Source organism: Thermopirellula anaerolimosa, from assembly GCF_054657335.1.
Map to the genome: position 1 here is coordinate 153,442 of NZ_BAAHYX010000006.1, position 26,468 is coordinate 179,909.

Genomic DNA, 26,468 nt, shown 5'->3' on the forward strand with positions numbered 1-26,468 from the left:
AGATGCGCCCGCGTGTTCCTGACGCGGAGAATCGCTTTTCCGCGAACGGCACCGCGGCGACGCTTTGAGTTCAGGCGATTGTGCGACCTCCATCGACCGGCAAGCATGCGCCGGTAATAAAATCGTTATCCCAAAAGAATTCCACGGCCTTGGCGACGTGCAAGGGTGATCCTTCCTTCTTGAGCAGCGTGGCCTGGATCGCCTCCAGTTTTTCGTGCTTCGATAACGTCGCCGGCAACATGACCGGTCCGGGGTGAATGCAGTTGACACGAATCGCCGGATTGCGGTGCGCCAATTCGACCGCCAACATGCGGGTAATGGTGGGGATGCAGCCTTTGGATAGGAAATAGGCGGGATAGTTTAGATACGGGCGTTCGACCGCCCAATCGCCGATCGTCACAATCAAGCCGCCCTCCGGTTGTTCGACCATCATAAGCCCCGCCGCGCGGCAACACCAAAAAGTCCCCAATGCGTTGACCTCGAAATGCCGTCGAACATCGTCCGGCGTCATCTCTTCCAATGGTTTGGGGTCCCAGATCGCGGCGGACGTCACCATCACGTCCAACCGCCCGAAACGATCCTTGACTCTTGCGAACATGCGATCGATAGACGAGGGCTTGCTCACATCCGCCTGAAATGCCGCGGCGCGGACACCTTTCGCGACTAGCGACTTCACAGTCTGCCGGGCCTCTTCCCGCGAGCGGTTGTAATGGATGGCGACGTCGAAACCGCGGTCGGCCAAGCTTTCGGCTATGTGATATCCCACGCGCTGCTTTCCCGCCCCCGTAATCAGCGCCACGAGCCGCGACGTTTCTGAGGAGGAGTTCTTCATGTTTTTGCCAGTCTCCATAATCTTCGGATGCTACGGTTGCGATGCTTCTTCATCGGATCTCGAGATCCCGCTTCCGCGGTGATGATAACCATGCCGCGCCACGACGAGTCTTACCGTAGTAGGTGACTGCCGATCGCCAAGCACTCGGCTCATTCGCCAAAGCGTGAGATGGGAGGATATTCTCCCGCTATTCCCGCGACGATCCCTGCCGCGACTCGATCGCGCCCTCCAAGGCCTTCCGTCCCACTTGAGCATCGACGATAGCCTGATCCCAATCGAATTCCGCGATGGGCAATGGCGCGGCGTTCGTGTCCGTCGTTCGCGCCGTCGTCGCTTCTTCTTCAAGGCTGCGGCTGATGTCCTGAAAAACCTTGGCCCATTCCTTGGGTCGCCCGTCCGCGGTGAATAGCCCCGTCAATTGACTGACATCCCGTGCCTCCGGATGATCGAATACACCCCAATTGAGCCAACCATCCGCCAAGTCCCGCGTGCTACCGATTGCCGAACTGCACCATTCCGCTTGCTGGGATTCGCTTGCCGACGGATGACGGCCTTGGTTGATCGTCAATTGGCCGCCCCCGTACCAACCGAATTCGGCCAGGACCACGGGTCGCTTCACCGCGGCACAGGCGGCGACCGTCGATCGCAAGTAAACCAAGTTGGCGATGATGTCTTCCGGGCGCTGATAGTCGAGGAATCCCCGTGCCAGAGGATAGAAATGGACCTCTAGAAAATCGATGTGTGGGGCGATCCGCTCTGGGCGGAAGGCGGAATAAGTCTTCACTTCGGGCAGGATGACGGGAACGCTCCATTGGATCAGTCCGACCGTTACCAGGGCGTCCGGATCGGCCTTGCGGATGGCCGCCGCTTGCCTCGCCACCCATTCTCTCGCCACTTCTTCGCGAAAATGTTGGTAATCCAGAATCTGCGGTCGGGGCGATGTTGCGGGATCGGGAGGAATGGGCGTCTCCCAGTTCTCGAGTTCCGGTGCCACTCCCCACGCCTTCGCTGCCGACTCGGCCGTGTCGTAGCGCTGGCGCAAATAAAGTTTCCAACGTTCCCGCAGGGTCGGACTATCCCACGGAACCATCGGCTCATTCAAAAGGTCATAAGCAAAAATGGACGTCCGACCGCGATAGCGTTCCGCCAGCATTTGCCAGAAACGTTCCTGTGCGGATAGCAATCGCTCGTCCGAATAGCGCTCACCCCTGGCCCAGTCAGGGATGCCTTCCCAGTGATCCGGCCCCGTAGGATGGAGGTAGATTCCACTCCTTTCGGCAATCTCTAACATGCGGTCGAGTCTCTCCAGACCGAATTCGTCTAGGCGATCCGGTTGGTTGAAGAACGAACCGAAGGTCAGGAAGATGCGAACGCATCGCACCCCGTACCGGCGCAACAAGACGAAATCGCGTTCCACCGCCGACTCATCGAATTGTTTCCATAACTGAGGCGCCCAGCCCGTGCCGGGGCGGAAATAATTCACGCCTATGGGGAAAAACCGGCGACCGTCCGGCAGCACGAACTTACCGTCATGAACGGTGACTCGCGGCAAGGGCGACTCGATGAGACTCTGATTCGCCCAGGCGGTGCCGCACAGACAGATCGCCAAAATGCCGGCAACCGCCCGCCTAATGCCTCCGGGAACGACGTGCCGTAAACCTAGTACGGAAAACATGAATCTTCCCCTTGAGACCGCAATTCCGTGAATGAAGGGCAAACGCTTGGTGATGAACTGAGCAAGTCGGCAGGCGATCGCTCGCGGCAGCCTAAGGCCGTCGGCCATCTCCCGGGGCATCTTAGTGCAAAAGATTGGCAGACTCCAACGGTTGCCGTAGCCGGAAACCACCGTTATTCTAGGGTGCGTTCGCCGTCTGGGCGACCATAAGATTGGACCAGCCTTCGGCTTGACGCTCTTGGCGTGAAGAAGCCGAATAGGAATCATAGGGACCTTGCCTCGAAACATCGTTCTTCCGGAGGGATACCTGTTATGGCGCGTACGCTTCGGATCGGCACGACCGGGTGCGTGCTTGGGTGTGTGTTGGCTTCCGCCTTCGCCGCTCTTGCCGCCGACAAATTGGACACCTCGGAGCAAGTACTAGCGATTTTCGAACACCCGCCGCGAGAATTCAGCACCGCTCCCCTATGGGTCTGGAACGACATGCTCAGCGACGAGCAGATCGTTTCCACCCTGGAAGACTTGGCGTCTCAAGGCGTGAAGCAGGTCTTCGTCCATCCGCGACCGGGCCTGATGACGCCCTACCTGTCGCCGGAATGGTTTCGGCTGTGGCGACTCGCCCTGGATACAGCCGAGCGGCTTGATATGAACGTATGGATCTACGATGAGAATTCCTATCCGTCGGGGTTTGCGGGCGGTTGGGTGCCGGAGCAGATGCCGAAATCACGCGGCCGAGGATTGAAATGGATCGAGACCGACGATCCGGCCAAGGTGCCCTCCGGCGCAGTGACGGTCCACCGTTTGTTCGACGATCACTTCGAGGATGTCACGTCGGATTTCAAGGGAGGCAAGCCGTTGACGCCCGGGCGTTATCTCGCCACCGTTGTGGAGCGTGCGGGCACCGCGCCCTGGTACGGCAATCGTTTTTACGTTGACCTTTTGTACCCGGGAGTAACGCAGAAGTTCTTGCAGATCACGCTGGATGCATACCAGCGCGAAATCGGCGACCAATTCGGCAAACGAGTGCCGGGTTCCTTTACCGACGAGCCTCGCTTGCTGTCCGCCGGAGACTTGACTTGGACCGAGGATTTGGCGGCCGAGTTTCAGCGTCGCATGGGTTACGAATTGCCCGCCCATTTGCCCGCTCTTCGATATCCCCTGGGGGATTGGCGCAAGGTTCGGCACGATTACTACCAAGTGCTGCTGGAGTTGTTCATCGAGCGTTGGGCGCAGCCGTACTTTCAGTGGTGCGAAGATCACGGGCTGGAATTCACCGGGCATTACTGGGAGCACGAATGGCCGAACTGCGGTGTAGTTCCCGACAACATGGCGATGTACGCCTGGCACCAGCGTCCCGCGATCGACTGTCTGATGAATCAATACGCCGAACATACCCACGCCCAATTCGGCAATATTCGGGCCGTTCGCGAGCTTTCGAGCGTGGCCGATCAACTGGGAAGACGGCGAACGCTGTGCGAGATCTACGGAGCGGGCGGTTGGGACTTGCGGTTCGAGGATATGAAACGAATCGCCGATTGGTTGGGCGTCCTCGGCGTCAATACCTTCGATGAGCACCTCTCCTGTATCACGATTCGCGGGGCGCGGAAAATGGATCACCCGCAATCGTTCTCTTATCACGCATCGTGGTGGAATGATTATCACATCGTGGCGCGATACCTGACGCGACTGTCCCTCGTGCTGTCCGCCGGAGAGCGTCGCAACGACATCCTTGTGCTGGAGCCGACCTCCACCGCTTGGTTCTACCAGGGCGACGCCGCCGCGACCGATGAACTCCGCCGCTTGGGTGATCAATTCTTCGATCTCCTCAAAGCGTTGGAGTACGACCAGGTGGAATACGATCTGGGGTGTGAAGACATCATGGAACGGCACGGAGCGGTCGAGAGCGGGGCGTTGCGTATCGGCCAGCGTTCCTATCACACCGTGGTGATTCCTCCTCTGTGTCAAAATCTGGAATCCGCGACCGTCCGGCTACTCAAGGCTTTCTTGGAAGACGGCGGGACGGTCATTTGTTGCGGCGACGCTCCCCAGTTTGTCGATGGCGCCGCCACGACCGCGATTGCAGATTTGGCGGCCATGCCGGGCTGGATTTCGTCTTCGCCGACGGAGCTATCGGCGCAATTGTTGAAGCGCCAGGACGCCGCCGTGCAAATCACCTGGCAGGAGCCGCGCCAGGGCATTTTGCTGCATCAAAGGCGACGACTTGCCGACGGCGAGATTGTGCTCTTAGTCAATACGTCCCTCACGCATTCCGCGGTTGGCGTCGTCAATTCGGCATATCCCGGTATTCAGCAGTGGGACCTGGAAAAGGGTGTTGCGGCGGCTTATCCGTTTCAAAGAATGAATTCCGGCAGCCGGTGCGAATTCACGCTGCCGCCCGCGGGCAGCTTGGTCCTTTTCCTCAGCGCCAGGGAGACTCCGCCCCTAAAGAAACCTGAATGGACGGAACGGCCCGTCGCGAGCAACGCGCCTATCGAGGTTCGACGACTGCAACCGAACGTACTGACCCTGGACTACATGGACGTTACGGTCGGCGAAAAGACCCGACCTGCCTTGTATTTCTTCGAGGCGTGCGACTGGGTCTTCAAGCAGCATGGTTTGCCGGGCAACCCCTGGGATCGGGCCGTGCAATTTCGAGACGAATTGATCACGCGTGAATTCCCGGCGGATAGCGGATTTACCTTGGCTTACCGATTTACGCTCCGCGAAAAGGTGCCCAATTCGCTTTGGATTGTCGTGGAACGAGGCGACCTCTATCGGATCGCCTGCAATGGACGACCGCTGACGGTGAGCGAAGACTGGTGGTTGGATCGAGCGTTCCACCGCATCGACATTCGCAGTGCTGCGCAGGTGGGCGAAAACGAGGTGACCCTCGCGGCTTCACCCATGACCATGTGGCACGAGCCTGCATCGGCGTATCTACTGGGGGATTTCTCTCTCGTCCCCGTAGCGAAAGGTTTTGAAGTGGTTCCAGCCGAAGCGATGGGGTTCCAAGACGTCGAGCGAGCGGCACACGACACCGAACCGAACGGAACCATGTGGCTGTCTTCGGGCGTCGGTTTTCGGCCGAACTCCAAAAACGATTACGCACCGTGGCTGCTCTTCGATCTCGGGCGACCGGTCAACCTGCGATCCATGAGAATCTGGAATTACAACGAAGTGAACTTGACGCAGCGCGGCGTCAAGGATTTTGAACTCGTTGCCCTGGATCGGGCCGATCCCGACGCCCCGGGACGTCTCTTAGGACGATTTTCCTTGGCTCAGGCCGCCGGGGCCAAAGCAGGCGCGGCGAACCAATCGCCGCCTTCTCAGAGCCTGGCCGTGGCCGGCGACGGCGTCCGATTTGTGAAGCTCGTGATTCGATCCAACCACGCCGGCGTGGTTTACCCAGCCGCGCCGGAATCGCCCGACAACGCCTTCGTCGGGTTCTCGGAAGTCCGGTTCTACGAAGCCACCGACGGACGGGAGCGGGAGGTCGGCGGCGTGGTGGTTGCCGCCGCTTCCAGCGAACTGGCGGAAGGGTTTGGGCGGCTGGCCGTTCACATAGTCGACGGGTCGGGCCTTTCAAGCGGTTGGAATTCGCAAGGCTGTCCTTTCTACGCGGGCGACGTTTCCTACAGTACCCGAATCGCAGTGGAAGATCCTGGTTCGGCCGACTATTACGTGCGCTTGGGACGTTGGAACGGCGCGGTCGCCAAGGTCTTGGTCAACGGTCAACCGGTCGGCCATATATATCGTCAACCTTGGGAGTGCCGCATCAACTCGGCGCTGAAGGTCGGTGAAAACACCGTCGAGATCGTCGTAACCGGTACTCCAAAAAACCTGCTCGGTCCGCATCATGCCGGCGCCATGCGAGGTTCCGCCTGGCCGCATGCCTTCGCGCAAGGGCCCAAGGAAGGGCCTCCGCCCGGTTCCGCCTACGACACGATCTCTTACGGACTGTTCGAGCCTTTCGAGGTCGTAGCGCGAACCCCGGCCAATTGAGTCGGCCATGGTCCGGATTCGGGACGACCATCGTCCATGCGGAGCGTGGTAGCGGTCGCGGTGCGACGCCGCGCGTCCTCCGCGAACTCGTCGACGGCGAGACGATTCGATCGTCGGCGTACCGGGGAGAGTGTAGGCCTCCTTCTGCGCGACGACAATTCCATTTCGACGATTCGGTGGGCGCGGTTGCCGGAATTGTCAATCCAACGTAGGATTGACAGAGATGCGTCAATCCCCGTACCCCATTCTTCGCCCGCCTGCCCCTTTCGCGCGGAACCTTTGGCCACACGGAGCCGACATTTCTGATGCTGCCTTCCGAGGAACACCTTCGCCGAAGCGTGCTGGAGTTCATCGATTCGGAATACCCGCGACTTTTGGAAGGGGAAACCATCGAATCGGCTCTGGCACGTCTGCGCGAATCGGGGTTCAAGTCGCGAGCGATCTATTTCTACGTCGTAAACGCGGAAGGGCGTTTGGTTGGGGTGGTTCCCACCCGGCGCATGTTGTTGAATCCCCCCGACACGCCGGTCGCTCAGATTATGGAGCGACGGGTGGTCACGGTGCCGAGCACCGCCACTCTGGAAGATGCCTGCGAGTTGTTCATCCTGCATCGACTGCTGGCGGTGCCCGTGGTGGATGAGGACAAGCGAATGATCGGCGTCGTGGAGGCCACGGTGTACAGCGACGAGATGTTTCGCTTGGCGGACTCCTCGGAGGAGAACTGGAGCGAGGAACTGTTTCAATTGATCGGTTTCACGCTCTCCGAAATTCGGCGCGGCAGCGCTCTGGCCATTTTTCAACGCCGATTTGTTCTGCTTCTGAGCAACTTAGCGGGCGGTTTGATCTGCGCCGTGTTGGCGGGAATGTTCAGCGAATTGCTGAACCGCGCCGTCGCGCTGGCCCTGTTCCTGCCCGTGGTCCTGGCCTTGGCTGAAAGCGTCAGCATTCAAACTTTGACGCTCGTTTTGGACCGCCAGCAATTGGGGGTCTTTTCCGGGAAACGCGTGTTTGCCTTTCTTCGGAGGGAATTGCCTACGGGAATTTTGTTGGGGCTTGCCATGGGCACTCTGGTGGGCGGATTTGCCGCCGCGTGGCACGGGCAATCGCTGCTTTTTCCGACCATTGCGGCGGGTATCACCCTGGGCCTGTTGATCGCAACCGTAATTGGAACATTTGTTCCCATGATGTTTTGGTTGGCACAACGCGACGCCCGACCGTCCGCCGGTCCGGTGGTCCTGGCATTGACCGACGTCGCGGCGCTCACGGCTTACTTGCTGGTAGGCCTGCTGATCATCCCTTGACGGTCGAGGTTGAGACGCGTCTGCCGCACTGCCGACCGCTTAGGACTCCCCGAACCCCGTCACGTTGCCATGATTTCCAGCAGGTGCATGTCTTCCGGATCGACTTGGCGGTGGGCGGCATAGGTTTCTTCAAACGGCGTCAGAACCAAGCGCCCGCCGATTTCCCCCGCCATTACGCCCGTCTTTCCTTCGAGGACGGACCTGACAGCGAAGTCACCCAAGCGCGAAGCCAAGATGCGATCGGAGAACACGGGCGACCCGCCCCGTTGGAGGTGGCCTAGTGCCAGAACACGCGTTTCGTAGGGACAGCCTAGTTCTTGAAGTTCACGCTGAAGTTGCGCCGCGCCGCCTCGTTCATCGCCCTCAGCCACGATCATCATGACGGATGTTTTGCGACGTCGCACGAACTCATGGAGCAGGCGAATGATCTCATCCGTGCGGGTAGGAGTCTCGGGAATGGCCGCGATTTCCGCCCCGCTCGCGATGGCGCAAAATAACGCGATGCTTCCGCAGTGTCGCCCCATCACCTCGACCAAGAACATACGCTCATGGGCGTCGGCGGTATCGCGCAGCTTGTCCACGGCATCCACGGCGGTCTGGACGGCGGTGGCAAAGCCGATCGTGTAATCGGTGCCCAGGAGGTCGTTGTCGATGGTGCCGGGGCAACCGACGATCCGACCGTCCCAAAATCGAGCCAAAGCCGTAGCGCCGTGAAATGTGCCATCGCCGCCGATGGGAATCAGGGCGTCGATTTCGTATTTCCGCAGAATTTCGGCCGCTTTTCGCAAACCGGCCTCCGTGCGAAACTCTTGGGAGCGACTCGTGTGCAAAATGGTACCGCCGCGACGCGCGATGTCGGAAACGCTTCGCAGCGTCATGCGATAGTCGCCGTCTTCGCTGCGGAGAAAATCCTCGGCCAAAAGACCGCTATAGCCCCGTCGAATCCCCACGACCTCGTTTCCTGCCGCCAAGGCCGATCGCACCACGGCCCGAATGCACGCATTCATCCCCGGCGCATCGCCTCCGCTGGTAAGCACACCGATCCTCATCGCTTGTCGCCCTCCCAACTATTCCTCGGGCATCTCCGCCACGGTTCAAAAGGACGCAACCAGCAATCCAGCGTATCCGAACATGGGAAGCATGGAAACCTGGCCGGCGGATTCGATGCCGATACGGCGCTCGCGGGTTGCCCGATCGGGGTTGTGCCGACCCCGGGCGATGCATCATGCTAAGGGAGTCGGCGTGGTCGGCTCGCGGTTCGTGCCTTGGCGGGATGGCTCGAAAAAGGCCGTGCTTTTCGGGATTGTCCCTCGTGCCAAGGCACCGGCAAACGCGGAAATGGACACGAAAATGAACGTCTCGGAAGAGTTGGAACGCCTGCACCGCTTGCACCAAGAAGGTGCCATCAGCGATGAGGAATACTCGGCCGCCAAGCAGCGCGTTTTGTCGGGCGAGGCGTCGAGCGCGCGGTCCTCGCGAGGATTCTTCTCGACGCTCGGCGGCTTGACCGGCGACACTCCCGATGCACAGATCCGCTTTTGGACTACCGCCGTCCATCTTTCGTTCTTACTCGGATTCGTGATGATGCCATTGGGCTTCGCCGCGCCTGTGGTGATCTGGCTCTGGTTTCGGGAAAGGTTTCCCGAAGTGGACCGCCACGGAAAGAACGTGATCAACTTCCTGATCTGTTGGGGAATCGCATTCGGTTTTTGTCTGGTAGTGGGCGGGGCCGTCGCATTAGCCGGTTGGCTCTTTCCCCTGGGAACGCTTTCGATCCGCCTTGTATTGGGATCGATCGGGAGCATCCTGACCGTGACCGGGGTGGTCCTGCCCATCATAGCGGCCATCAAAGCCCATCGCGGGCAAGAGTGGCGGTATCCGCTGATCTATCGTTTCCTCCGGTAACGCACTCCGCGGTTCGGCTTGTTGAGCGGCGCTGCGAGACGAACGTGAAACGGCACGGTCCGCGATTTAAAGACGCGGCACGCCGTTCCGTGTCGCGCAAAGGGTTTTCGGCAACATTTTGGGGGTGAGAAATCGGATCGCTCCGCTGCGGGCGAACGTTGGCGATCTGCCTCCCGAGCACGCGATCCGAGGCAGAGTGAGCTTTACCGTTCTCCGCAAATCGCAAATAATGCCTTTTGTCATCGCGGTCGTCAAAGGACTCTTGCCGCCTTGAATTGGAGGCATGGGGAGATGAGATTCTCGCCGGTCGGACGACTTGCCGATGACGATCGCGCATTAGACGGTGGATAGGTCTTACAAAAACATCCGCCCGGAGGGCGGTCGCGCAAATTCGCCGTTCCTCCCTGCAAGGACGAAGCTCATGGATTCATCAAAGACGAATCACGGATGGAAACGGTTGCTCGTCGGGTTGACGCTTGCGGTCATGGCGACGCTGCCCTTTGGCTGCTCCAAGTCGCAGAAATCGGAACCCGCCGCAGAGGGCGCAGCTTCAACCGGAGGAAATTCGATTGCCGCAGCGGGCGATTCCGGGGCTGACGCGGCGTCTCGCCCACAACCCGGCGGCGAAGGTTCGGAAGCATCCGAGACCGTCGAAAGCACGCCTCCGCCCAGCACGCAAACCCCGGAGGAGATTCTTCAAGCGATGGTGGACGCCTACCGTAAGGCAAACAGCTACGCGGACAACGGCAAGATCATCATCCGTGGTTGGTTCAACGACCAACCGGTGCAAAGCCAAATGGAGTATGTGACGGCCTGGGAACGCCCCAATAGACTCCGCTTGATTTGTTACGAAGGCTCTCTTGTCTGCAACGGCGAGCAATTTTGGGCCACCGTGCGGACGCTACCGAATCAGGTGCTGCGTCTGCCCGCTCCGGCTGAGTGGACGTTGACGGCGTTGATGCAGGATACCGTCCTGGCCAACGGTCTGATGCAAGGTCCTACGCAGGGTTTCTCCTTGGTGCCGCCGCCGCTCGTTTTGCTCTTGGCCGAAGATCCGTTGAAGACGCTACTATACCAGGCCGGACCGCCCGAACTGCTTCCGCCGGGAACTTTGGGTAGCTTCACGTGTGACCGCGTTCGGGTAACGCGACCGGACGGGAACGCCGTCTTTTGGATCGACCGCCAAGATCACCTCCTGGTTCGTTTGGAATACCCCGTCGAACAGATTCGACGGGCCATGGGGGCGGGCCAAATCCGTGATTTCGTTATTTACGCGGAATTCGTGGGTGCCGGCCTAAACGTCACCATCGATCCGGCGGCCTTCAAGTTCGAGTCTCCTTCCGATGCCAGAATCGTCGACGAATTGCGTCCTCACGGCTATCAATACCTGGGGAAACAACCGGAACCCTTCGAGTTCGTGGATGCCCAAGGGGAAACACTGAATTTGCAGCGTTTGGCGGGGAAACCGGCGGTCTTGGAGTTCTGGGCCAAAAACGACCCGTACTCGCAATATCCTCTCAAGCAGATCCAAACGCTGCTCGCCGACTACCGCGATCGCGTGCAGTTTTGGGCGGTCAGCGTGGATCATGTTACGGAGGGATTGGACAGCCGCGCCGTTTCCAACGAAGAATTGCAAGACCTTTTGAAGAGTTGGCAGGTGGAACTTCCTTTGGCCCGCGACCCCAAAAACGATGCCGAGCGTTGCTTCTCGGCGGTGTACCGTCCTCAAGGCGGCACGGTCCCCGCCATGGCCGTACTCGGACCGGACGGGACCGTGCAAACCTACCACTTAGGCTCGGTTCAAGACTTGGCCGAACGTCTCGGAGCCACGCTGGATAAGATTCTTTCCGGCGTGGACTTGGCCCAGGAGGAAAAGAACAGTTTCAAGAAGATGAAAGATGAATTGGGGCGTTTGATCAAGGAGGCGGAGAGCAACGGCTTATACACTTTTCCGGTCGAGGAGATTGTCGGCAAGGCGTCCGTGAAAGCGGCCCCGTTTTCGCAACCGGAGCGGCACCGCCTGACGCAAGTTTTCCGCTGTGAAGCCCTCAAGTCACCGGGAAATCTGCTGGTCTTCGACGCGACCGGCGACGCTCCCAACGTCGCGGATTCGCGGATCTTGGTGGTGGAAGATGCCAACACGGCGACCGAACTGGGCTGGGACGGTCAAATCGTCGCGCGCTATGTTTTGAAGCCGACGCCGCCGGATGTCGTCGACTTTCTGCGGACTGCACAGGATACGGCGGGAAACAGACTGTTCGCCGCGTGGGGCATGGGCGGACGACAACTGCTGGTTTTCGACGGAACTTTCCAACCGCTGTTGCGTTTCCCGCCCGATGACGCGCCTCCGCACCAAGGCCTTGCCGATGTCCGTCTCCTTAATTTGGATGGCGACGATAAGATGGATTTGGCCGTGAGTTACCTGGGCATAGGCGGAGTGCAAGGCGTCTCCCTGGAAGGTAAACGCCTCTGGGGAAATCGGACCGTCTCCGTCGCCTTTCGCATGAGCGAGGTACTAAGCAGCGACGGCAGTAAGACGATTTTGGTCACGAACACCGGCAACGGCAGCGCGGTGCAACTGAATCTGGAAGGCGAACGCATTCGAGAGGTGGTCGTTCCCGGTCGAACCATCACTTGGCTGGCGGCAGCCGATCTTGACGGCGACGGCCAATCCGAACTGTGCGGCCTGGATGTCACCGATTACGGTCAAATCGAGGCATTCGGTTTCGATCTGGAGGGCCGAGAACTGTGGAAATACCCGCTTCCGCGAGGTATGGCCGAGTATCCCGTGGAGCAAATCACCTGGGCACCGCTCGAGGGCGAGAATGAACGGCAATGGGTACTGGCCGCCGCGGACGGTTCCGTGCATGTGTTAGACAAGACCGGCACGCTCGTCGATCGCTTCAACTCCGGCGGCGCCCTCTCCGGTCTGGCCGTGGGACGCAAAGACGGAAAACCGGTGGTCCTCATCGCGCATCCGAATGCCGTAGAGGCCTGGTGGTGGGAGGCCGCTCAATAGCTTGCGTGCCGGAACTGACCTGTTGCCCGGTATCGCTCACTCGCCATGGCTGACGGGAGTGTGCGTCTCGCTTAGGCGCATCGGTCGAATGGGATTACTTGCGGCGAAATTCCTTCCGGCCGCGCAACACGAGAAGGCATTCTTTTACGCGGGCTTCGGTCTCCGCGACAAGGCGATCGTCCGGCCAGTCACGATATTCGTCCGGTCCCAGCGGCATGCCGAAATGAATGTGAACGCGTCCGGGCCGAGGGAATCGGCGACGGCGAGGCCACGCTTGGAACGCGCCCTCGATCGCGGCGGGGACGATGACGGCTTGAGACCGCCGAGCGAGGGCGACAAAACCGCGTTCAAACGGTTGCACATCGCCGTGCGGGGTTCGTGTACCCTCGGGGAAAATCAGCAAGGCATCCCCGGACTTCAAACGACGCAGGCTTTCCTTGATGCCGGGCAGGGGATTGCCTTCCAAATCCAATGGAATGGCACCATAGGACCGAATAAGCTTCGAGAAGAACCCGGAGCGAAAAAGGCTCTGCCGAGCCAAATAACTGATGGTCCGAGGTACGCCGGCACCGATCAGGGGAGGATCCAAGTGGCTTTGGTGATTCGCAACGATTAGCACCGGACCGGTCCGAGGTATCTCCCAATCGCCCGAGTATCGAATGCGAAAGAATAACGCCGCCGCCGCTCGTACGACGAACCTGCTGAATTCGTACCAGCATCGATTCACGTACTTCGGCGGTTGGCCGTTCGTGCGGCTCACGGGTTTCTTTGCCGCGTTTCGTGCTGACGATCCTTGTGACATCCGTCTCGTTCTAGTCGATAGGAAGCAAGGCCTGCTTGCCGAGGCGGGTATCGCCCCGCCACTTGGGGCCGGCGCCCGCGACCGCGGGGACCGCGGCGACGCCGCCATCGGGATGCTACTCGGCTTTCATCGTTAGCGATCCGTTGCTTCCCTGTTGCGAGAGCGTTGCCTGTTTTTCCCGAACAATCTTTTCCATTTTGGCAACCACCTCATCCACGGTCAGTCCGTCGGTACGGATTTCCACCGCATCATTAGGGCGCCGCAAGGCTCCCACGGGACGATTGGCATCCGCGTGATCGCGCTCCATGATGGCCCGCAAGACCTCCTCCCACGCCAATGACTTGCCTTGGGCCGCATAATCCGCGACGCGACGCTTGGCTCGCTCCCGCGGATCCGCAGTCAAAAAGAACTTGCACTCGGCATTCGGGAACACGAGAGACCCCTGGTCGCGTCCCTCGGTAACCAGATCGCACGTGCGGCCGATTTCCCGCTGCAACTCGGCCATCTTTTCGCGAAGTTTGGGACTGTCCGCGACGAACCGGGTCGCCTCCGTCACGTCGGGCGATCGAATGGCTTCCGTTACGTCTTCGCCGTCCAGGAAAAGGCGAGGGCCTCGCCATGCGAGATGGATGCGGTCCGCCAAGCATTCCAGTTGGGCGGGATCTCTCCAGTCGATGCCCGCCCGCATGGCGGCCAAGGCCGCTGCCCGATACATGGCACCCGTGTCAAGATATCGAAATCCCAGCCGCGCGGCGAGCATGCGTGCCGCCGTACTTTTTCCGGCCGCGGCCGGCCCGTCAATCGTAATGATCATGGCACAGGTCCCATTCTTGACTCGTGGATCGTGCCGTCTTTTCGTTGTCCGGCTATCGGCCTCAACTCCGCGTCTTGCTCAGGCATCACGAAACCGGACCTCGATGGCGAGTCGTTGAAATCGCGCAAAATTCACCGTTACGGCGTCTTCGGCGGCGGGTAGCGGTTCGATTTCTCGCTCCCACAGGTCCAGTCGGTACGCGGAACGCACGGGACGGCAGAATCGAACAACGGCATTTCCCGCTCGGCCCTCGGTCTCCCAAAGCTCCAAGCGAAGCCCGGTGAGTCGATCCCCTTCGGTCAGCGGCGACATGCTTGTCAGCAGCACATTCCGAACATCGACGTGAACCATCCACGCGCAGGCGGGATTCGGCAAGGCGGAACCGATCGGCATGGCCGTGGGCGGTTCGATCAACTGCAAAGCCGCGTGCAAAGGGTATCGCAAGTCCAAGCCGATTCCTACCTCGAACTCGCGCGCGGTTTCTCCCTTGACGATGAGCAGCGTGTCCAATCGCCGCAACCCAACGCGGCGGTGAAACGGCAGCCCCGGCGTCAGAAACGCCAACGCGTGCTTTTGCGTCATTAGATGCACGTACCAAGGGCTTTCCAGGAGGGATGCTTCGGTCTTGTTACAACACCACCCGGACGATCCGTAAACCTCTGCCGTCTCATCATTCCAGGCAAAACGACACGCGTAATAATCAGCCCAGGGTGAGCCTTCAGGCAAACGCTCCGGCAGTAGTTGAATTCTGATCCGTGCGACGGGGAGTCGTTGCGCAACGCTCACTCGCTGCTCGAACCGTGCCACCGAATCGCCCGCGAGATTGACCAGTCGTCCGCGGGACACGATTTCCGCCGTCGGCGGCCCTGCGGAGATAACTTCCACGGATTCGGCGATCATGCGGCTGTAATAACGCTCCGGATCTTCCAGTTCGCCGGCGTCGGAATCGGCCGGGACCGACAGCCGAAGGCCTAATTTCTGCCCCAGAAGGTTTCTGCCGACGGGAGCCGCTGCGAAAGCACCAATCCCGCCGGTCGCCTCGTCCACCTTCAGTCGGAAAAACTCGTTCTGAACGGTCAAGCCCTCAACACGCAAGCCGGGTTCGTCCTTGGATCGACGCGAGAAGAGTCCCCGGCGTCTCTCCGTTTCCGCCTGATAAGGCCGATCACTCTTGGGGATCGCCCAATAACTGAACGGCGGCACCTCCACAACGACCGGGGCGTCACCTTGGGTGCCGGTCGCCAGGACCGGGCTTTCGGCCCGCGGCGGAAATACCGATCCCGACAGTGAGACCGCCCCACGCTGAGAGAAAGGATGCGCGTTCAGTAAAACATGACCGGTCCCTTCGGTATCCGTCCCTCGAGGAACTTGTAACAAATTCTCCGCGAACAGATCGATCGCTTGACGGTGCATTTGTTCGCACTGCGCGACTCGGTCTGCCAGGGCCTGATGGTGGGGTAATTGCTCGACCGCGAATGTCGCCTCATCCAAAAGACTGGTCACCCGGTTGTGGATATCGCCCGCCTCTTGGTCCCAACGACCGGTGATTAATGCCCGCATGACCAGAACGTTCACCACGGAATCGGCCTTGATGACAAGACGGAAGAGTTGGGTCCAACGACTGATCGGATCGGGAAGCCCGTCCGCAACCCACTGTTTCAAATAAGGCGACGTATAACGTTCCGAGGCGTGCTGCGTGCGAGCGCCTACGTACTGCGTGTCGCGAAAATACTCCGGCAAGAGTCGAAAGGCTCCCAAGACGGGAGAGTAGCCGGCCGTAATGCGCAGCATGCGATACCAAGGGCTTACGGCATCGGGCCAGTGAGCGAATACCGCCGTTGCGGCGTGGTCGAGGTCCAGGATTCGCCCGACGGTGTCGGCGAGTTTCAAAAAAGTGCTCGGGCGGGATGCGTCCAGCGGGATGCGTCCGAGGGCATCGACCGTCCGGCCGTCTTCGCCCTCCCAACGGAACTTGCTTTGATTGCCGACGGGGAAACCGCCGTCATCGAGGGCGAAATGCAGCGTCCCGGCGAATCCCGCCGAGGCCAGAAGGCCGGGCAAGTGCGGCGACAATCCGTAGCGACGGCGCCCGAAAACCACCGGGGTCGTTTGCAAATGTGATTCGTATTCCGTCCAACCTCGCTGAAGATTTCGCACCCAAAGGGATTGCGGCAGTAACGTCGATGGGCCTTCGTGAAACTCTCCCCCCACAATGGCCGCACGATTCTCCGCCAGCGCCGCCTTCAAAGCGGATAGAGTCTCGGGGTGGCCGGCCGCGAGCTTGGCAACCAACCCGCCGGTTATCACCAGATTGATTCGCCGGCCCTCTCGCAACTCGCGGAGCAAACCCGCCCCAACAGTCGTGTCCGCCGTCAGGGTCAGGTCGATCAGATGATTCTGAACCGGATAGAAGTATTCGCGGGATTCACTCAACAGGTCGAAGGCACGCTGCAAGTGAGTTCGCACCTTGTCGGCTTCTCCAGAACAGGCCGCCTCCGCCGCCTTCAGCGCGGATTCCCGAAAGCGGATTTCATCCAGATTGCTCATGTATCGCAATTGCCGGGTCATCAGCTCAGCCTGAAGGTGAGCGAAACCCAGGGCAAAAAACTGCTCCAGAATGGACTCGTCGCATTGCGGCAAAGGCTCGGGCCAAGCCTCTTCGACCTGCTTTCTCAGCCCTTGCTGATCTTTGAAATTCCGAAGAAGAATGACTTTGTCGGGGTCGAGATTCTCGAGCCAACTCGGCGGGAGGCAGGTCTCCGAAACGCCGGGCAGGGCGATCAGCGCGTTCTCCGGATCACTCGGCGGATCGTAGGCCCGCTCCCAGCGCGGAAGGAATCGAACGTGCTGCAAAAGTGCGGGATGATAGAGCGTGGTCCAGGCCGCGAGCAACTGCTCCGCATCATCATCGCTGCGGTCCAGTTGCAGGTCTTCCAGGCTGTAGCAGGGCAGCAGTACGATGAGTTGTTGAATCGCCATCGAGGAGTCTTTATTCAAGGAAGTCGTTTGCAAGTCGTTTCGTAGTGCGTTGCGAGGCGATTTGCGGAAGGACGACATCCACCGCGCCGTGGATGTTCGCCGAATCGAAACGTCGCCTGTGGGGAAGCCGGTTCGAGGTCCGATTCCCCACGGAACGCGCACGGTCTCGGCGACACGCACGGAATCACCGCCGGCTGTGGGCGTCGCCCGAATCCTCCGCTTTCCCGCTCTCGCAGTGGGCAGGGTCTAAGCCTTCAATATAGTCCATCTTCCCGCGGGTGCGGCAGTCATGCGGCGGGGTGAAGGGGATCGGGCCTTGTTCTCGGCTTACGGACATCGGCTGCGCGGCCTCGCCGATCACCTTGCCGGAAGGGACCGATAAATTGCCGCTGCCTTTCCATTACACTGCCGCGAATGTCCCGACGGCGCCTCGGCTGATAACGTCAGGCCGGCCTTTTACAATGAAAAGGTAGGATAAAGCGAGCGCATGCGAGGGGCAATGGCGTTGTTGCGGAGGGACGATCCGGTGGAGTGGTATTGCCGTATCATCGCGACAGGCCAAGCCTTCGGTCCCATAACCGGCAGGGATCTGAAAAGTCTGGCGGAACAAGGTCAAGTCAGCCCCCGGGATATGGTGGCCTCATCACCGGAAGGGCCGTGGTATCCCGCCGCTCAGGTTCGCGGTTTGTTCGCCAACACGCAGGCAGTCCCTGCTCCAACGGGCCCGACGACGAACGAGGTGCCGGCAAATCCGCTTGCTTCGCCAGTCGTTTCCTCTCCCGCCATGGCTGCTCCCTCGCCCTATGCTGCACCGATCCCCCTCCCCGTGTCGCCGGGCGTCAAGACTGAGGCCGACTCGAAAGATGCCATTGCCCTCGAGATTCGGCGCAAGAAATTGTTGCAAAAACAACGTCGCCGGAAGCTGATTCAGCTTCTGGTGGTTCTCTTCCTTGTGGCCAATGCGGCGCTCTTGGTCGCGGTTTTCCGACCTCGAGGCGGCAGCTCACCAATCGCGACGAGCACGCCTGGCCGTACGACGGGAGATCAAGCCTCGCAAAAGCTAAAACCGCTGGATACACAGGACTTGGATAGTCTCCTCCCAAACTCCGGCAAAAGCGGCGCGTCGCCAAATTCGGGGACGTCCGACCTCGCGGCAACGGCGGCGGCCTTCGGAGGATCGTTGCGTAAACTCTCCGACCAAATCGGAAGTATCCGCATCGTAATCGACAAGATCGAACAGGGATATCCCGAGTTACGACAAGGCAACACCCGCGCTTGGCCGCCCACGCCGGTGGTCGTTCTGACCCTCACGATCACGAACACAGGTGGCGAGGCGGTCAACTATCGGGGTTGGAAAGGCCGTCCCGAGAGCGCCTACCTTTCCCTGTCGCCGGACGGACCGCCGATTTCACGATTGCGTAACTTCCCGGCAACGATCGAAGTGGTGGGCAGCGCCGGACCTTCACGTTTGGCGCCCGGGGATTCCCTGCAAGACGTCGTGCTCTTCACCGACCCCGACCGGCAAGCCGAGACGTGGTACTGTACCCTCGCCGGTGATCCGGTCGGAGTCACGGGAAAACAATTCCAGTTCATCATACCGGCCCAAGATGTCGTGGAAATGCCCATCCCGCCCGAGCTTGCCAAGCGATTGGGAAGGACCGGCGAACCGGGAAATCCTGAGACCGCGTCCGGCGACGAGGGCGCCATCGGACCGGCCCGGGAAAACACTGAACCGCAATTACCGGAAAATGAGCAGAAAACCTTCGGCAACGAGCCGATCCCGATTCCCGGCGTCAAAACGGACGCCGCTGAAGGGGATGGCGGATCGCTATAACTCGTTGCGATTGGGGGACTCGCCCTCGGTTCCTACCAGGGGACGGCCTTCTGCGCGACCGTTCCAGAAAACGGAGGCCGGCAAAATCCCTTCGCCAACGGTCGCTCATCCGGTCTACAACCCGTGTGTCGGCTAATTCGTCGGTTCACGGCATGGGTTCAAAGTCTTGCGGCGCAGTTCGCTGCTTTTGCCAACGCTTCCGCAGCCTTACGGAGTCGACGCCCAGCTTGGTACCGCGTGAATCCTGCGATTTGCCCAGACACTCGAAACGAAGGGTATGTTCGCCGATCGCCAGTCTTCTCTGCCCTAAATTCAACTCGCGGACTTCCACCTCGGGTGAAAAAAAGTCTTCTCGCGACCGCACTTCCTCATCGTCCAGCATGATGCGGTAGATTCCGAAGTCGTAGGAATAGGTCACACGCAAGGTGAGTTGGGTCAACTCCTCTTCCGTCACATGAAAGGTGCACGAAAACCACGCCCCTTTTCCCGTGGGGTTGTCAAAGAATAGCTGGCCGTCTCCCGTCCACGGGTAACCCTTTTGGAGATGGAGCGTCCCTCCTTCCGCCTTTGCCGCGGCGATCAACTCTTTGCCTTCGGTGATTCGGTCCAATTCGGGCAACTTTCGCTCGGCAGCAGTCGGCAATCGAGCAAATCGCTTGGGCTGCCCTTGCTGATACCAGAAAGCGACGGTCGCAAAGTCGTCGTTACGCTCGACGAATCCTCGATGCACATTGGGAGCCAGTTCATCTTCGCTGATCCATCCGGCGTCCTCGATCTCCACGCGGAGGGAACGTGAGAATCGCACGGCGTCCGGGATGTGCCAACGATAGACGGTCGTTCGGTAGCCGACCATCCCCCACTCCCCATCCAAAATGGACACACCGAAATACGGGTACGTCCCGGTTCCCATCCCCCAGGCGTTCAAAGCATAGTCCTCCGTGCCCGTGCCTTGGATGCTGGGGCGTGTTTCGCCGTCGATGTAGAACTTTTCGTCCCCCTCGCCGAACCACTCGGGACTACGGGAGCGGACACTCAAGACAGTGCCCACATATTGCCCGCGGCCTTCCGCATCGAGAATCAGGTAATCGCGTCCCGACTCGACGGGAAACTCCTGACGGTATTGGGCGCAGAAGTACAACGTGTCGTCAGGCAGACTTGCAAATCGGGTAAAGTCGATCTGGTAATAGAACGCATTCAGGGGCTTTCGGCTTTCATTCGTGATTTCGATGCGTGCCGAGCGGAAGAAAGGCATGGGCCACCAACAGTTGTAGGCGTCTCCGCCTTCGACGGTGATCGGCGCCGAATTGACGGCGGCCCTCTTGCCGAAGCCCGCCGCGAAGAAGTCGCCGACGGGTGATTCCACGGCAGGGTCCTCGGCGCCGTCCCAATACATTCGCAGGACCAACTCGGAGTGATCCGCATTGCCGTCCTTCCCCAGCCAGCCTGGTTCAGGCCCGGGAAACGTCAGCCAAATATGCTGGATAACGGCCGGACCGGCGATTTCGGCAAGCACTAAAGTCTGCCCGGGTCCGATGAATCGGTTATCGAAGTTGCTGGAGCGACGCGGTGCCGCCGATGAGATTCTGCCGGATCGCCCCGGGAGAGGGCGCAACATGGCGCCGAATTGCAGTCCGGAAAAAGGATCCGACGAGGACGCCGCCTCACCGATCTGCGCGGACTCGTGGATCGTCGGTGACGGAGTCGAGGTTTCCTCGGCGAGCGCCACGGCGTTGACCACGGCGACGGTCGCGGTTGTCGCGGCGACGACACATGCCCAGAGCGGACAACGACCGAACCACGCGGAGAACACTTTCCACTGAAGTTGCCAGGGGTGCATGTTCCATCCCTTGAGCCAATGGAAAAGATAAAACCGGCACGGCAGGGCGCACCGCGCCACGGCGACGGAACCGCGCTATCAGGCGGCGGGGTCTTCACCCGAATCTTCTTAAGGAGCGGACTCCCGGGTCAGGCGTCGCGCTTGCATAGCTTCGTACAGGTTGGTCGGTCGCAGTCGTTCCGGTTCCACCGCCTCCAACCACCGCGCGTTCAAATCGGTCGCTTCCGGCAACTGCGGAACGACCTTGGATGGCTCGGCGATGCGGACGCCCACGATGTTGATTGCATCCATTTGCCAGTTGGGCCAGGGAGTGGACCGGGCGGACCGAATGTTCCAAAAAGTGGCGCCGGCACCGCCATGATGACCGCGATTGCCGCCTCCGCTGGAGGCGAAGAGTCGTCGGCCGAGTCCGGCATCGATGTCGGTGAACAGATTTTCGTACGACGCCCAGCGGTGATGGTCCATGCAGAGATCGACCGCCTTGCCGCGCGAAAACACGCAACCGATGGAAGACTGCACCGTCAGATCATGAATAAAGCGAGTCTGCACATCGAAATCCTTGCACAGACAATCGTTGCCCTGGAGGGAGATTCCGTGATGCCCGGCGTATCCTTGCGAAGATAGCCGCTCGGCATCGGCTTGCAATCGAATACCTTCCACCGTACAAAAGAAGCCGAACACGTACGGCCCGCTGTCGGCGTTGCGAATCGTCAAGTTCCTCAGCCAGCAATGAGCAGCGGAACGAGCGATCTCGACAGGGTTATATCCGACTTCGAGAAAATGCCCCCGGTACTGAGTTAGCGGGAACTCAAAACCGATTTCTTCGATCCCGACATCCGTCACGGACGGGACGAATCGCGAAACCGTTGGTTGCCAGGAAGTACGGACGTCGAACCGCAAGGGACGGTCCAAGACAACCGCATTGCCCTCGACCCGGCGTACGCGAAAAACCTGCACCACACGCCAGTTGTTGAGTCCCGAAACGTCGCCCGTCTGATCGCGATACAAGTATCGCACCAGGGACTTCTCGTCGTCGTCGCGAAGCGAGAGAATGATCTCGTCGCCCGCCTGGAACGGTAGCGATGCGAGCGTCAACCGACTGCTGCCGCGAGTTTCATCGGAAACTACCCGGATTCCTCGGGAAACGTCCAACGAACCTCGACCGACGGCAATCAATCCCCCGGCCCAGGACCAGTTACTGGTCGATTGGCCGCCGTCGGTTCGCGAAGGCCGCGGGTCGAGTTCGACGCCCGGTTTACGGAATTCCAGGATTGTCGAGTCTGGTCCGGCGCCGCGCAAAACCGTGCCGGAGGCTTCGATGCGGAATAGGTCGTTGAGCACGTAACGCCCGGCGGGAATCAGGATCAGTTTGCCTTTCCCCGCCTCCAGCGCGCGGTGAAAACTTGCCGTATCATCCGTCATCCCGTCGCCGACCGCGCCGTAGTCCTTGACTGAGATGCTCTCGCGCGGAATCCGGTAAGGTTCTTCGCCCCGTCGGTATCCGGCAAACGAGAAGTCCGGCAAGCGACTCTGGGGCGACCAAAGCTCCCCGGCGACGCCCCACAGTCGTGAAGTTACCGCGTCTTCCTCCGCGAGGACAGCGGTAATCTTCAAAGCGACTTCGAGCGTTGCAACTGTGATTGCCGCTGTTAGGATGGCGGTAAAGCTCCTGCGGATTCCGCATCCGGAGTGAGTTCGAAGCGGCATCGTTTTCTCCTCTCGTCCAATCCGGAAGCCTCGGCCACCGCCCGGGAATCGACTTCTTCGCTGGAGACCTTCGGACTCTGCCATTGCGATTGTGGCCTCAGTTTGATACGAATCACGTTACAACGCAAGCTATACCGCAAGCTTGCGGAGCACCGACGGCGTGGTCCGGGCAAAGGAAGGCGGCTAAGGCTGATTATGCTTGGGGATTTGCGGTTTGTCGCCGGAGCGGTTTTCAACTCGTACGCGCTTTGGAGGACGGTTTAGGCGATGACTGACAAGGCATTGATTCTTGCCCGCGGGCTGGGCACCCGAATGAGGAAAGATGATCAGTCCGTAACCCTTAGCGAAGCGGAAGCTCGTGCCGCGGCAACCGGCGTCAAGGCTATGATTCCCATCGACCGCCCGTTCCTCGATTACGTCCTGAGCGCGCTGGCCGACGCCGGGTATCGTCGGGTTTGCTTGGTGGTGGCTCCCGACCACGAGGTCATTCGCCGCTATTATCAAGAGGAATCGCCGCCTCAACGATTGACGATCGACTTCGCGGTGCAAGAAGTGCCGCGAGGAACCGCGGATGCCGTTGCCGCCGGTGAGAGCTTTGCCGACGGCGACGACATTCTGGTCGTAAACTCCGACAACTACTATCCCCGCGACGCCTTGCAAGAACTGCGTCGCTGTACGGGATCGGCGGTCGCCCTTTTCGAACAGGATGCCATGCTGCGGGAAAGCAATATCGCTCCGGAACGAATCAAGGCGTTCGCGGTCGGGTTGGTGGATCACGAGGGTAATCTCGTCCGCATTTTGGAAAAGCCGGATGAAAACACGCTGTCGGCCCTGCCGCGTCCCCTTTGGCTCAGCATGAATTGCTGGCGATTCTCTCCTGCCATTTTCGAGGCGTGCCGCAATATCTCCCCCTCTCCCCGCGGTGAGTACGAAATCACGGATGCCGTTCAGTACTGTATTGATCGCCTCAACGTGCGATTCCAGGCCGTCCGAGTGCCGTTGCCCGTTCTGGACATGACGAGTCGGGCCGACATCCCTGCGATCAAAGAGCGATTGAAGGGCATCCAAGTACGGCTTTGAAGGCGGCGGATGGCGCTCACGGTCGTAGCGCGCTCAAAAAGCGGCCGATACGAGCTTCCAGGTTGTTCCAATCAGAACCAAAGACCTCGGTGAATTCGTCTTCGCGATCGCGTTCCGTCAGTTCAGTCAACGGTTTACGATTGTTGACCGCGCTCATGTAAGCGATGAACTTTGCCGGTTCCCGCTCGGTGAAATAGAACGTAGCAGCCCAAGCCTCGGCGTAGGCCAACGCCGCATTTTCGCGGAAAGCAGCGTCGCTCAGAACCATCTTACGCAGCCATGGGGACCGACTGCCGCCCGCGTGAACCGACTGAAAGGCGGCCAATCGCGCGGGATGGACTCGCCCGTTCGCGGAACTGTAGGAATCCCCTCCGAAAACGCCGGCGGATTCGAACAGGGTCGCCAATCCCTCCGCCACCCAAAGCGGGGGCGGGTTCACGCGAGAGTGAAAGCCGACGTTGAACGCCCACTGGTGGAATCCTTCGTGAGCCAGGACATTGATGCCGCCGCGATCTTGCGGCTTGCCCGACCCCACGTCCCAAAGCACGATCCGGTTCGACAGTCGGTCGTAGTACCCTAATGTTCCGGGAGGCACAGGCGTCCCCTGCCTCGCCGCCGTGCGTTGAAAACTTTCCCACGTTGGACAAATCACGGCGGGAAGCAGAAAGTCCGGTTTGCGGAGCGGAAATCCTCGTGTGCCGAAATACCGCGTCGCCGAGCGGAACAGTTCCTCCAGTCGGTCCTTCCAAATCTCGGACATTCCATGCGGGCTAATGATGAGGTAGTGCGTGGAACCGGTCACACTGTAACCGCTGCCGAATTCTCGCAGCACAGTCGCTTTGAAGCTAGGGAAATCCAAGGCTTGAAAACGATCCGCCATCTTTCGGAAGTCGGTCGCCTTGTCACGATCGAGATAGAGTAGGCGACCATCTCGTGCCAGGACGCAAAGCGTTTGTTCAGACCATGCCAACGGCGTTCCCTGAATTTGTTCTCCCAAGTAGGAAAAGTCCATCATCCAAGACGGCGGGGATTGCGCCGCCATATTCCCGTTTTCGGCCCACAGGGTCACCACAAATATCCAGGGCGTCAAGAAGCCCCGGACGCAGCGTTTGGACGACCAACCACGCAGTCGCATTGCCGCCATGGATTCGTTTATCACCGGTGCTGAAGAATCAAGAGCGCGGCTCTTTTACCGCACACGGGCCCACGTTCACACATCCACCCTTTGATCTAACAAGCGGGACAACGGCAGGATTGGGATCACCGGTCCCGGTTCAGCGTCACCCCTAACGTCCCGGACTGATTTTCGTAGCGACACTTGAAGTCTAGCTCACGGCCCCCGGATCATTAGTGCGAAGCTAGGGATTGGACGATCGGCCTCTTGCGGCGGGGGCCGGCGGATTCGACGCATCTGGTTATTCCAAAAGCCGATTTGTACATTGAGATGAACTCCCCTTCGCGCAGAAATAAACCTAAGCAATCAACTGATCTATGCGATCCATCTATTTGGACTACAACGCGACGCGACCGATACGCCCCGAGGTGTTGGACGCTATGATGGATTCTTGGCGAAAGACGGGCGGCAATCCTGCTTCGGCCCATCACTTGGGCCGCGCCGCCAGGGCCTTGCTGGAAGACGCTAGGGAGGGCATCCTGACGCGGGTCGGGGCGAAGGCTTCGGGCGAGGATCGGGATCGGTTGGTTTTCACCAGCGGGGGCACCGAATCGAATAACCTGGCCATTCTCGGTCTGGCGGCCGCAAGAACAGGCGGATTGCCCGGCGAGTGTATCGTTTCATCCTTGGAACATCCCAGCGTGCTTCGACCGGCGGAGCACCTGCTCGACTTAGGTTGGCGACTGCACACCATTCCCGCCGCCCCAAACGGTCTAATTCGGACGGACTGGCTGGCGGACACGGCCTCACGCAGGACCGCCCTGGTGAGCGTCATGACCGTGAATCATGAATTGGGCACGATCCAACCCATTCGCGATGTTAGCCGGATTTGTGAAGATTTGGGCGTGCCCTTGCATACCGATGCCGTGCAGGCCGCGGGCAAAATACCGCTGGAGTTTCGAGATTGGGGCGTATCTGCGATGACCTTAGCCGCGCACAAACTCGGCGGACCGGTCGGGATCGGCGCGCTGATTCTTCGCGGCGAAACATCGATCAGCCCGATCTTGTTCGGCGGCGAGCAGCAGGCGGGACTGCGACCCGGCACGGAATGCCCTGTCCTTGCAACCGGCATGTGGAAGGCGATGCAACTTGCGGTCGAGGAACTGGACGAGACTGCCAAACGTCTTGCTGAATTGCGACGATATTTCGAACAACGTCTGAAACAATTCATCCCTGATATTCGCATTCAGGGTGAATCTGCGGCGCGAGTCTGCCAGACGGTCAATGTCGCCATCCCCGGGGCCGACAATCAGGTACTGTTCACCGGTTTGGATCTGGCCGGAATCGCTTGCTCCATCGGTTCGGCGTGCACGAGCGGATCGCCCGAGCCTTCCCCAACGCTATTGGCCATCGGTGCCAGTCGCGATGAAGTCCGCGGTTCCCTGCGTTTCAGCTTCGGTCCGGATACGACCCGGCAAGACCTGGATTACACGGTCGAAGTTTTGTCGCGATTGACTGCCGGTTTACGAGGGAAGACCGCCCCACACGGTGTCTGATCCTGGTCGAA

At 59.9% G+C, this 26,468-nt stretch carries 16 protein-coding genes; 7 read left to right on the forward strand and 9 right to left on the reverse strand.

The window, feature by feature from the left end; translation table 11 throughout:
• Positions 1–70: 70 nt before the first annotated feature.
• Complete coding sequence (locus ACYQ6J_RS06790) at positions 71–832, reverse strand: SDR family NAD(P)-dependent oxidoreductase (protein ID WP_460183431.1); 762 nt, start codon at positions 830–832, stop codon at positions 71–73.
• A 187-nt stretch (positions 833–1,019) separates the two neighbouring features.
• Entirely contained in the window at positions 1,020–2,507 is a 1,488-nt protein-coding gene (locus ACYQ6J_RS06795) for a beta-galactosidase (RefSeq protein WP_460183432.1), read from the reverse strand.
• Between the two features lie 312 nt (positions 2,508–2,819).
• Here ACYQ6J_RS06795 and ACYQ6J_RS06800 point away from each other — a divergent pair, with 312 nt between their 5' ends.
• Together ACYQ6J_RS06800 and ACYQ6J_RS06805 are read left to right on the forward strand one after the other, a co-directional pair.
• On the forward strand, positions 2,820–6,509 hold the full coding sequence (locus ACYQ6J_RS06800) for a glycosyl hydrolase (RefSeq protein WP_460183433.1): 3,690 nt from the start codon (positions 2,820–2,822) through the stop codon (positions 6,507–6,509).
• 305 nt (positions 6,510–6,814) lie between these two features.
• Positions 6,815–7,810 (forward strand): CBS domain-containing protein, encoded by a 996-nt coding sequence (locus ACYQ6J_RS06805; protein WP_460183434.1) that lies wholly within the window; start codon positions 6,815–6,817, stop codon positions 7,808–7,810.
• A gap of 59 nt (positions 7,811–7,869) precedes the next feature.
• Here the strand turns inward: ACYQ6J_RS06805 and ACYQ6J_RS06810 are convergent, their stop codons facing one another.
• Entirely contained in the window at positions 7,870–8,859 is a 990-nt protein-coding gene (locus tag ACYQ6J_RS06810) for an ATP-dependent 6-phosphofructokinase (protein WP_460183435.1), read from the reverse strand.
• A gap of 301 nt (positions 8,860–9,160) precedes the next feature.
• Here ACYQ6J_RS06810 and ACYQ6J_RS06815 point away from each other — a divergent pair, with 301 nt between their 5' ends.
• Both ACYQ6J_RS06815 and ACYQ6J_RS06820 read left to right on the forward strand, forming a co-directional pair.
• A complete protein-coding gene (locus ACYQ6J_RS06815) occupies positions 9,161–9,715 on the forward strand; it encodes a magnetosome magnetite crystal formation protein family (RefSeq protein ID WP_460183436.1) in 555 nt (184 codons plus the stop codon).
• Positions 9,716–10,136: 421 nt separating this feature from the next.
• A complete protein-coding gene (locus ACYQ6J_RS06820) occupies positions 10,137–12,734 on the forward strand; it encodes a redoxin domain-containing protein (protein WP_460183437.1) in 2,598 nt (865 codons plus the stop codon).
• A 94-nt stretch (positions 12,735–12,828) separates the two neighbouring features.
• Here the strand turns inward: ACYQ6J_RS06820 and ACYQ6J_RS06825 are convergent, their stop codons facing one another.
• The 3 genes from ACYQ6J_RS06825 to ACYQ6J_RS06835 all read right to left on the reverse strand — a co-directional run bounded on the left by ACYQ6J_RS06825 (position 12,829) and on the right by ACYQ6J_RS06835 (position 17,329).
• Positions 12,829–13,494: a lysophospholipid acyltransferase family protein gene (locus ACYQ6J_RS06825; RefSeq protein ID WP_460183438.1), complete on the reverse strand. Its 666-nt coding sequence runs from the start codon at positions 13,492–13,494 to the stop codon at positions 12,829–12,831.
• A 157-nt stretch (positions 13,495–13,651) separates the two neighbouring features.
• Positions 13,652–14,350 (reverse strand): (d)CMP kinase, encoded by a 699-nt coding sequence (cmk, locus tag ACYQ6J_RS06830; RefSeq protein WP_460183439.1) that lies wholly within the window; start codon positions 14,348–14,350, stop codon positions 13,652–13,654.
• Positions 14,351–14,428: 78 nt separating this feature from the next.
• Positions 14,429–17,329 (reverse strand): hypothetical protein, encoded by a 2,901-nt coding sequence (locus tag ACYQ6J_RS06835; protein ID WP_460183440.1) that lies wholly within the window; start codon positions 17,327–17,329, stop codon positions 14,429–14,431.
• A gap of 487 nt (positions 17,330–17,816) precedes the next feature.
• Here ACYQ6J_RS06835 and ACYQ6J_RS06840 point away from each other — a divergent pair, with 487 nt between their 5' ends.
• Positions 17,817–19,163, forward strand: coding sequence for a hypothetical protein (locus tag ACYQ6J_RS06840; RefSeq protein WP_460183441.1), 1,347 nt, complete (start codon positions 17,817–17,819; stop codon positions 19,161–19,163).
• A gap of 145 nt (positions 19,164–19,308) precedes the next feature.
• Here the strand turns inward: ACYQ6J_RS06840 and ACYQ6J_RS06845 are convergent, their stop codons facing one another.
• Positions 19,309–21,000 (reverse strand): glycoside hydrolase family 172 protein, encoded by a 1,692-nt coding sequence (locus ACYQ6J_RS06845; protein ID WP_460183442.1) that lies wholly within the window; start codon positions 20,998–21,000, stop codon positions 19,309–19,311.
• A gap of 108 nt (positions 21,001–21,108) precedes the next feature.
• Entirely contained in the window at positions 21,109–22,707 is a 1,599-nt protein-coding gene (locus ACYQ6J_RS06850) for a glycosyl hydrolase family 28-related protein (RefSeq protein ID WP_460183443.1), read from the reverse strand.
• A gap of 267 nt (positions 22,708–22,974) precedes the next feature.
• Here ACYQ6J_RS06850 and ACYQ6J_RS06855 point away from each other — a divergent pair, with 267 nt between their 5' ends.
• Positions 22,975–23,787, forward strand: coding sequence for a nucleotidyltransferase family protein (locus ACYQ6J_RS06855; RefSeq protein ID WP_460183444.1), 813 nt, complete (start codon positions 22,975–22,977; stop codon positions 23,785–23,787).
• Positions 23,788–23,803: 16 nt separating this feature from the next.
• Here ACYQ6J_RS06855 and ACYQ6J_RS06860 read toward each other — a convergent pair whose 3' ends face one another.
• Positions 23,804–24,931 (reverse strand): DUF1570 domain-containing protein, encoded by a 1,128-nt coding sequence (locus ACYQ6J_RS06860; protein WP_460183445.1) that lies wholly within the window; start codon positions 24,929–24,931, stop codon positions 23,804–23,806.
• A gap of 347 nt (positions 24,932–25,278) precedes the next feature.
• Between ACYQ6J_RS06860 and ACYQ6J_RS06865 the strand changes: the two genes are divergently transcribed.
• Entirely contained in the window at positions 25,279–26,457 is a 1,179-nt protein-coding gene (locus ACYQ6J_RS06865; protein WP_460183446.1) for a cysteine desulfurase family protein, read from the forward strand.
• Positions 26,458–26,468 lie beyond the last annotated feature (11 nt).

Bases quoted from the DNA above. Each gene is read 5' to 3' on its own strand.
- ACYQ6J_RS06790 (WP_460183431.1), bottom strand. From the start codon at position 832: ATGAAGAACTCCTCCTCAGAAACGTCGCGGCTCGTGGCGCTGATTACG.
- ACYQ6J_RS06795 (WP_460183432.1), bottom strand. From the start codon at position 2,507: ATGTTTTCCGTACTAGGTTTACGGCACGTCGTTCCCGGAGGCATTAGG.
- ACYQ6J_RS06800 (WP_460183433.1), top strand. From the start codon at position 2,820: ATGGCGCGTACGCTTCGGATCGGCACGACCGGGTGCGTGCTTGGGTGT.
- ACYQ6J_RS06805 (WP_460183434.1), top strand. From the start codon at position 6,815: ATGCTGCCTTCCGAGGAACACCTTCGCCGAAGCGTGCTGGAGTTCATC.
- ACYQ6J_RS06810 (WP_460183435.1), bottom strand. From the start codon at position 8,859: ATGAGGATCGGTGTGCTTACCAGCGGAGGCGATGCGCCGGGGATGAAT.
- ACYQ6J_RS06815 (WP_460183436.1), top strand. From the start codon at position 9,161: ATGAACGTCTCGGAAGAGTTGGAACGCCTGCACCGCTTGCACCAAGAA.
- ACYQ6J_RS06820 (WP_460183437.1), top strand. From the start codon at position 10,137: ATGGATTCATCAAAGACGAATCACGGATGGAAACGGTTGCTCGTCGGG.
- cmk (WP_460183439.1), bottom strand. From the start codon at position 14,350: ATGATCATTACGATTGACGGGCCGGCCGCGGCCGGAAAAAGTACGGCG.
- ACYQ6J_RS06835 (WP_460183440.1), bottom strand. From the start codon at position 17,329: ATGGCGATTCAACAACTCATCGTACTGCTGCCCTGCTACAGCCTGGAA.
- ACYQ6J_RS06840 (WP_460183441.1), top strand. From the start codon at position 17,817: ATGCGAGGGGCAATGGCGTTGTTGCGGAGGGACGATCCGGTGGAGTGG.
- ACYQ6J_RS06845 (WP_460183442.1), bottom strand. From the start codon at position 21,000: ATGCACCCCTGGCAACTTCAGTGGAAAGTGTTCTCCGCGTGGTTCGGT.
- ACYQ6J_RS06850 (WP_460183443.1), bottom strand. From the start codon at position 22,707: ATGCCGCTTCGAACTCACTCCGGATGCGGAATCCGCAGGAGCTTTACC.
- ACYQ6J_RS06855 (WP_460183444.1), top strand. From the start codon at position 22,975: ATGACTGACAAGGCATTGATTCTTGCCCGCGGGCTGGGCACCCGAATG.
- ACYQ6J_RS06860 (WP_460183445.1), bottom strand. From the start codon at position 24,931: ATGGCGGCAATGCGACTGCGTGGTTGGTCGTCCAAACGCTGCGTCCGG.
- ACYQ6J_RS06865 (WP_460183446.1), top strand. From the start codon at position 25,279: ATGCGATCCATCTATTTGGACTACAACGCGACGCGACCGATACGCCCC.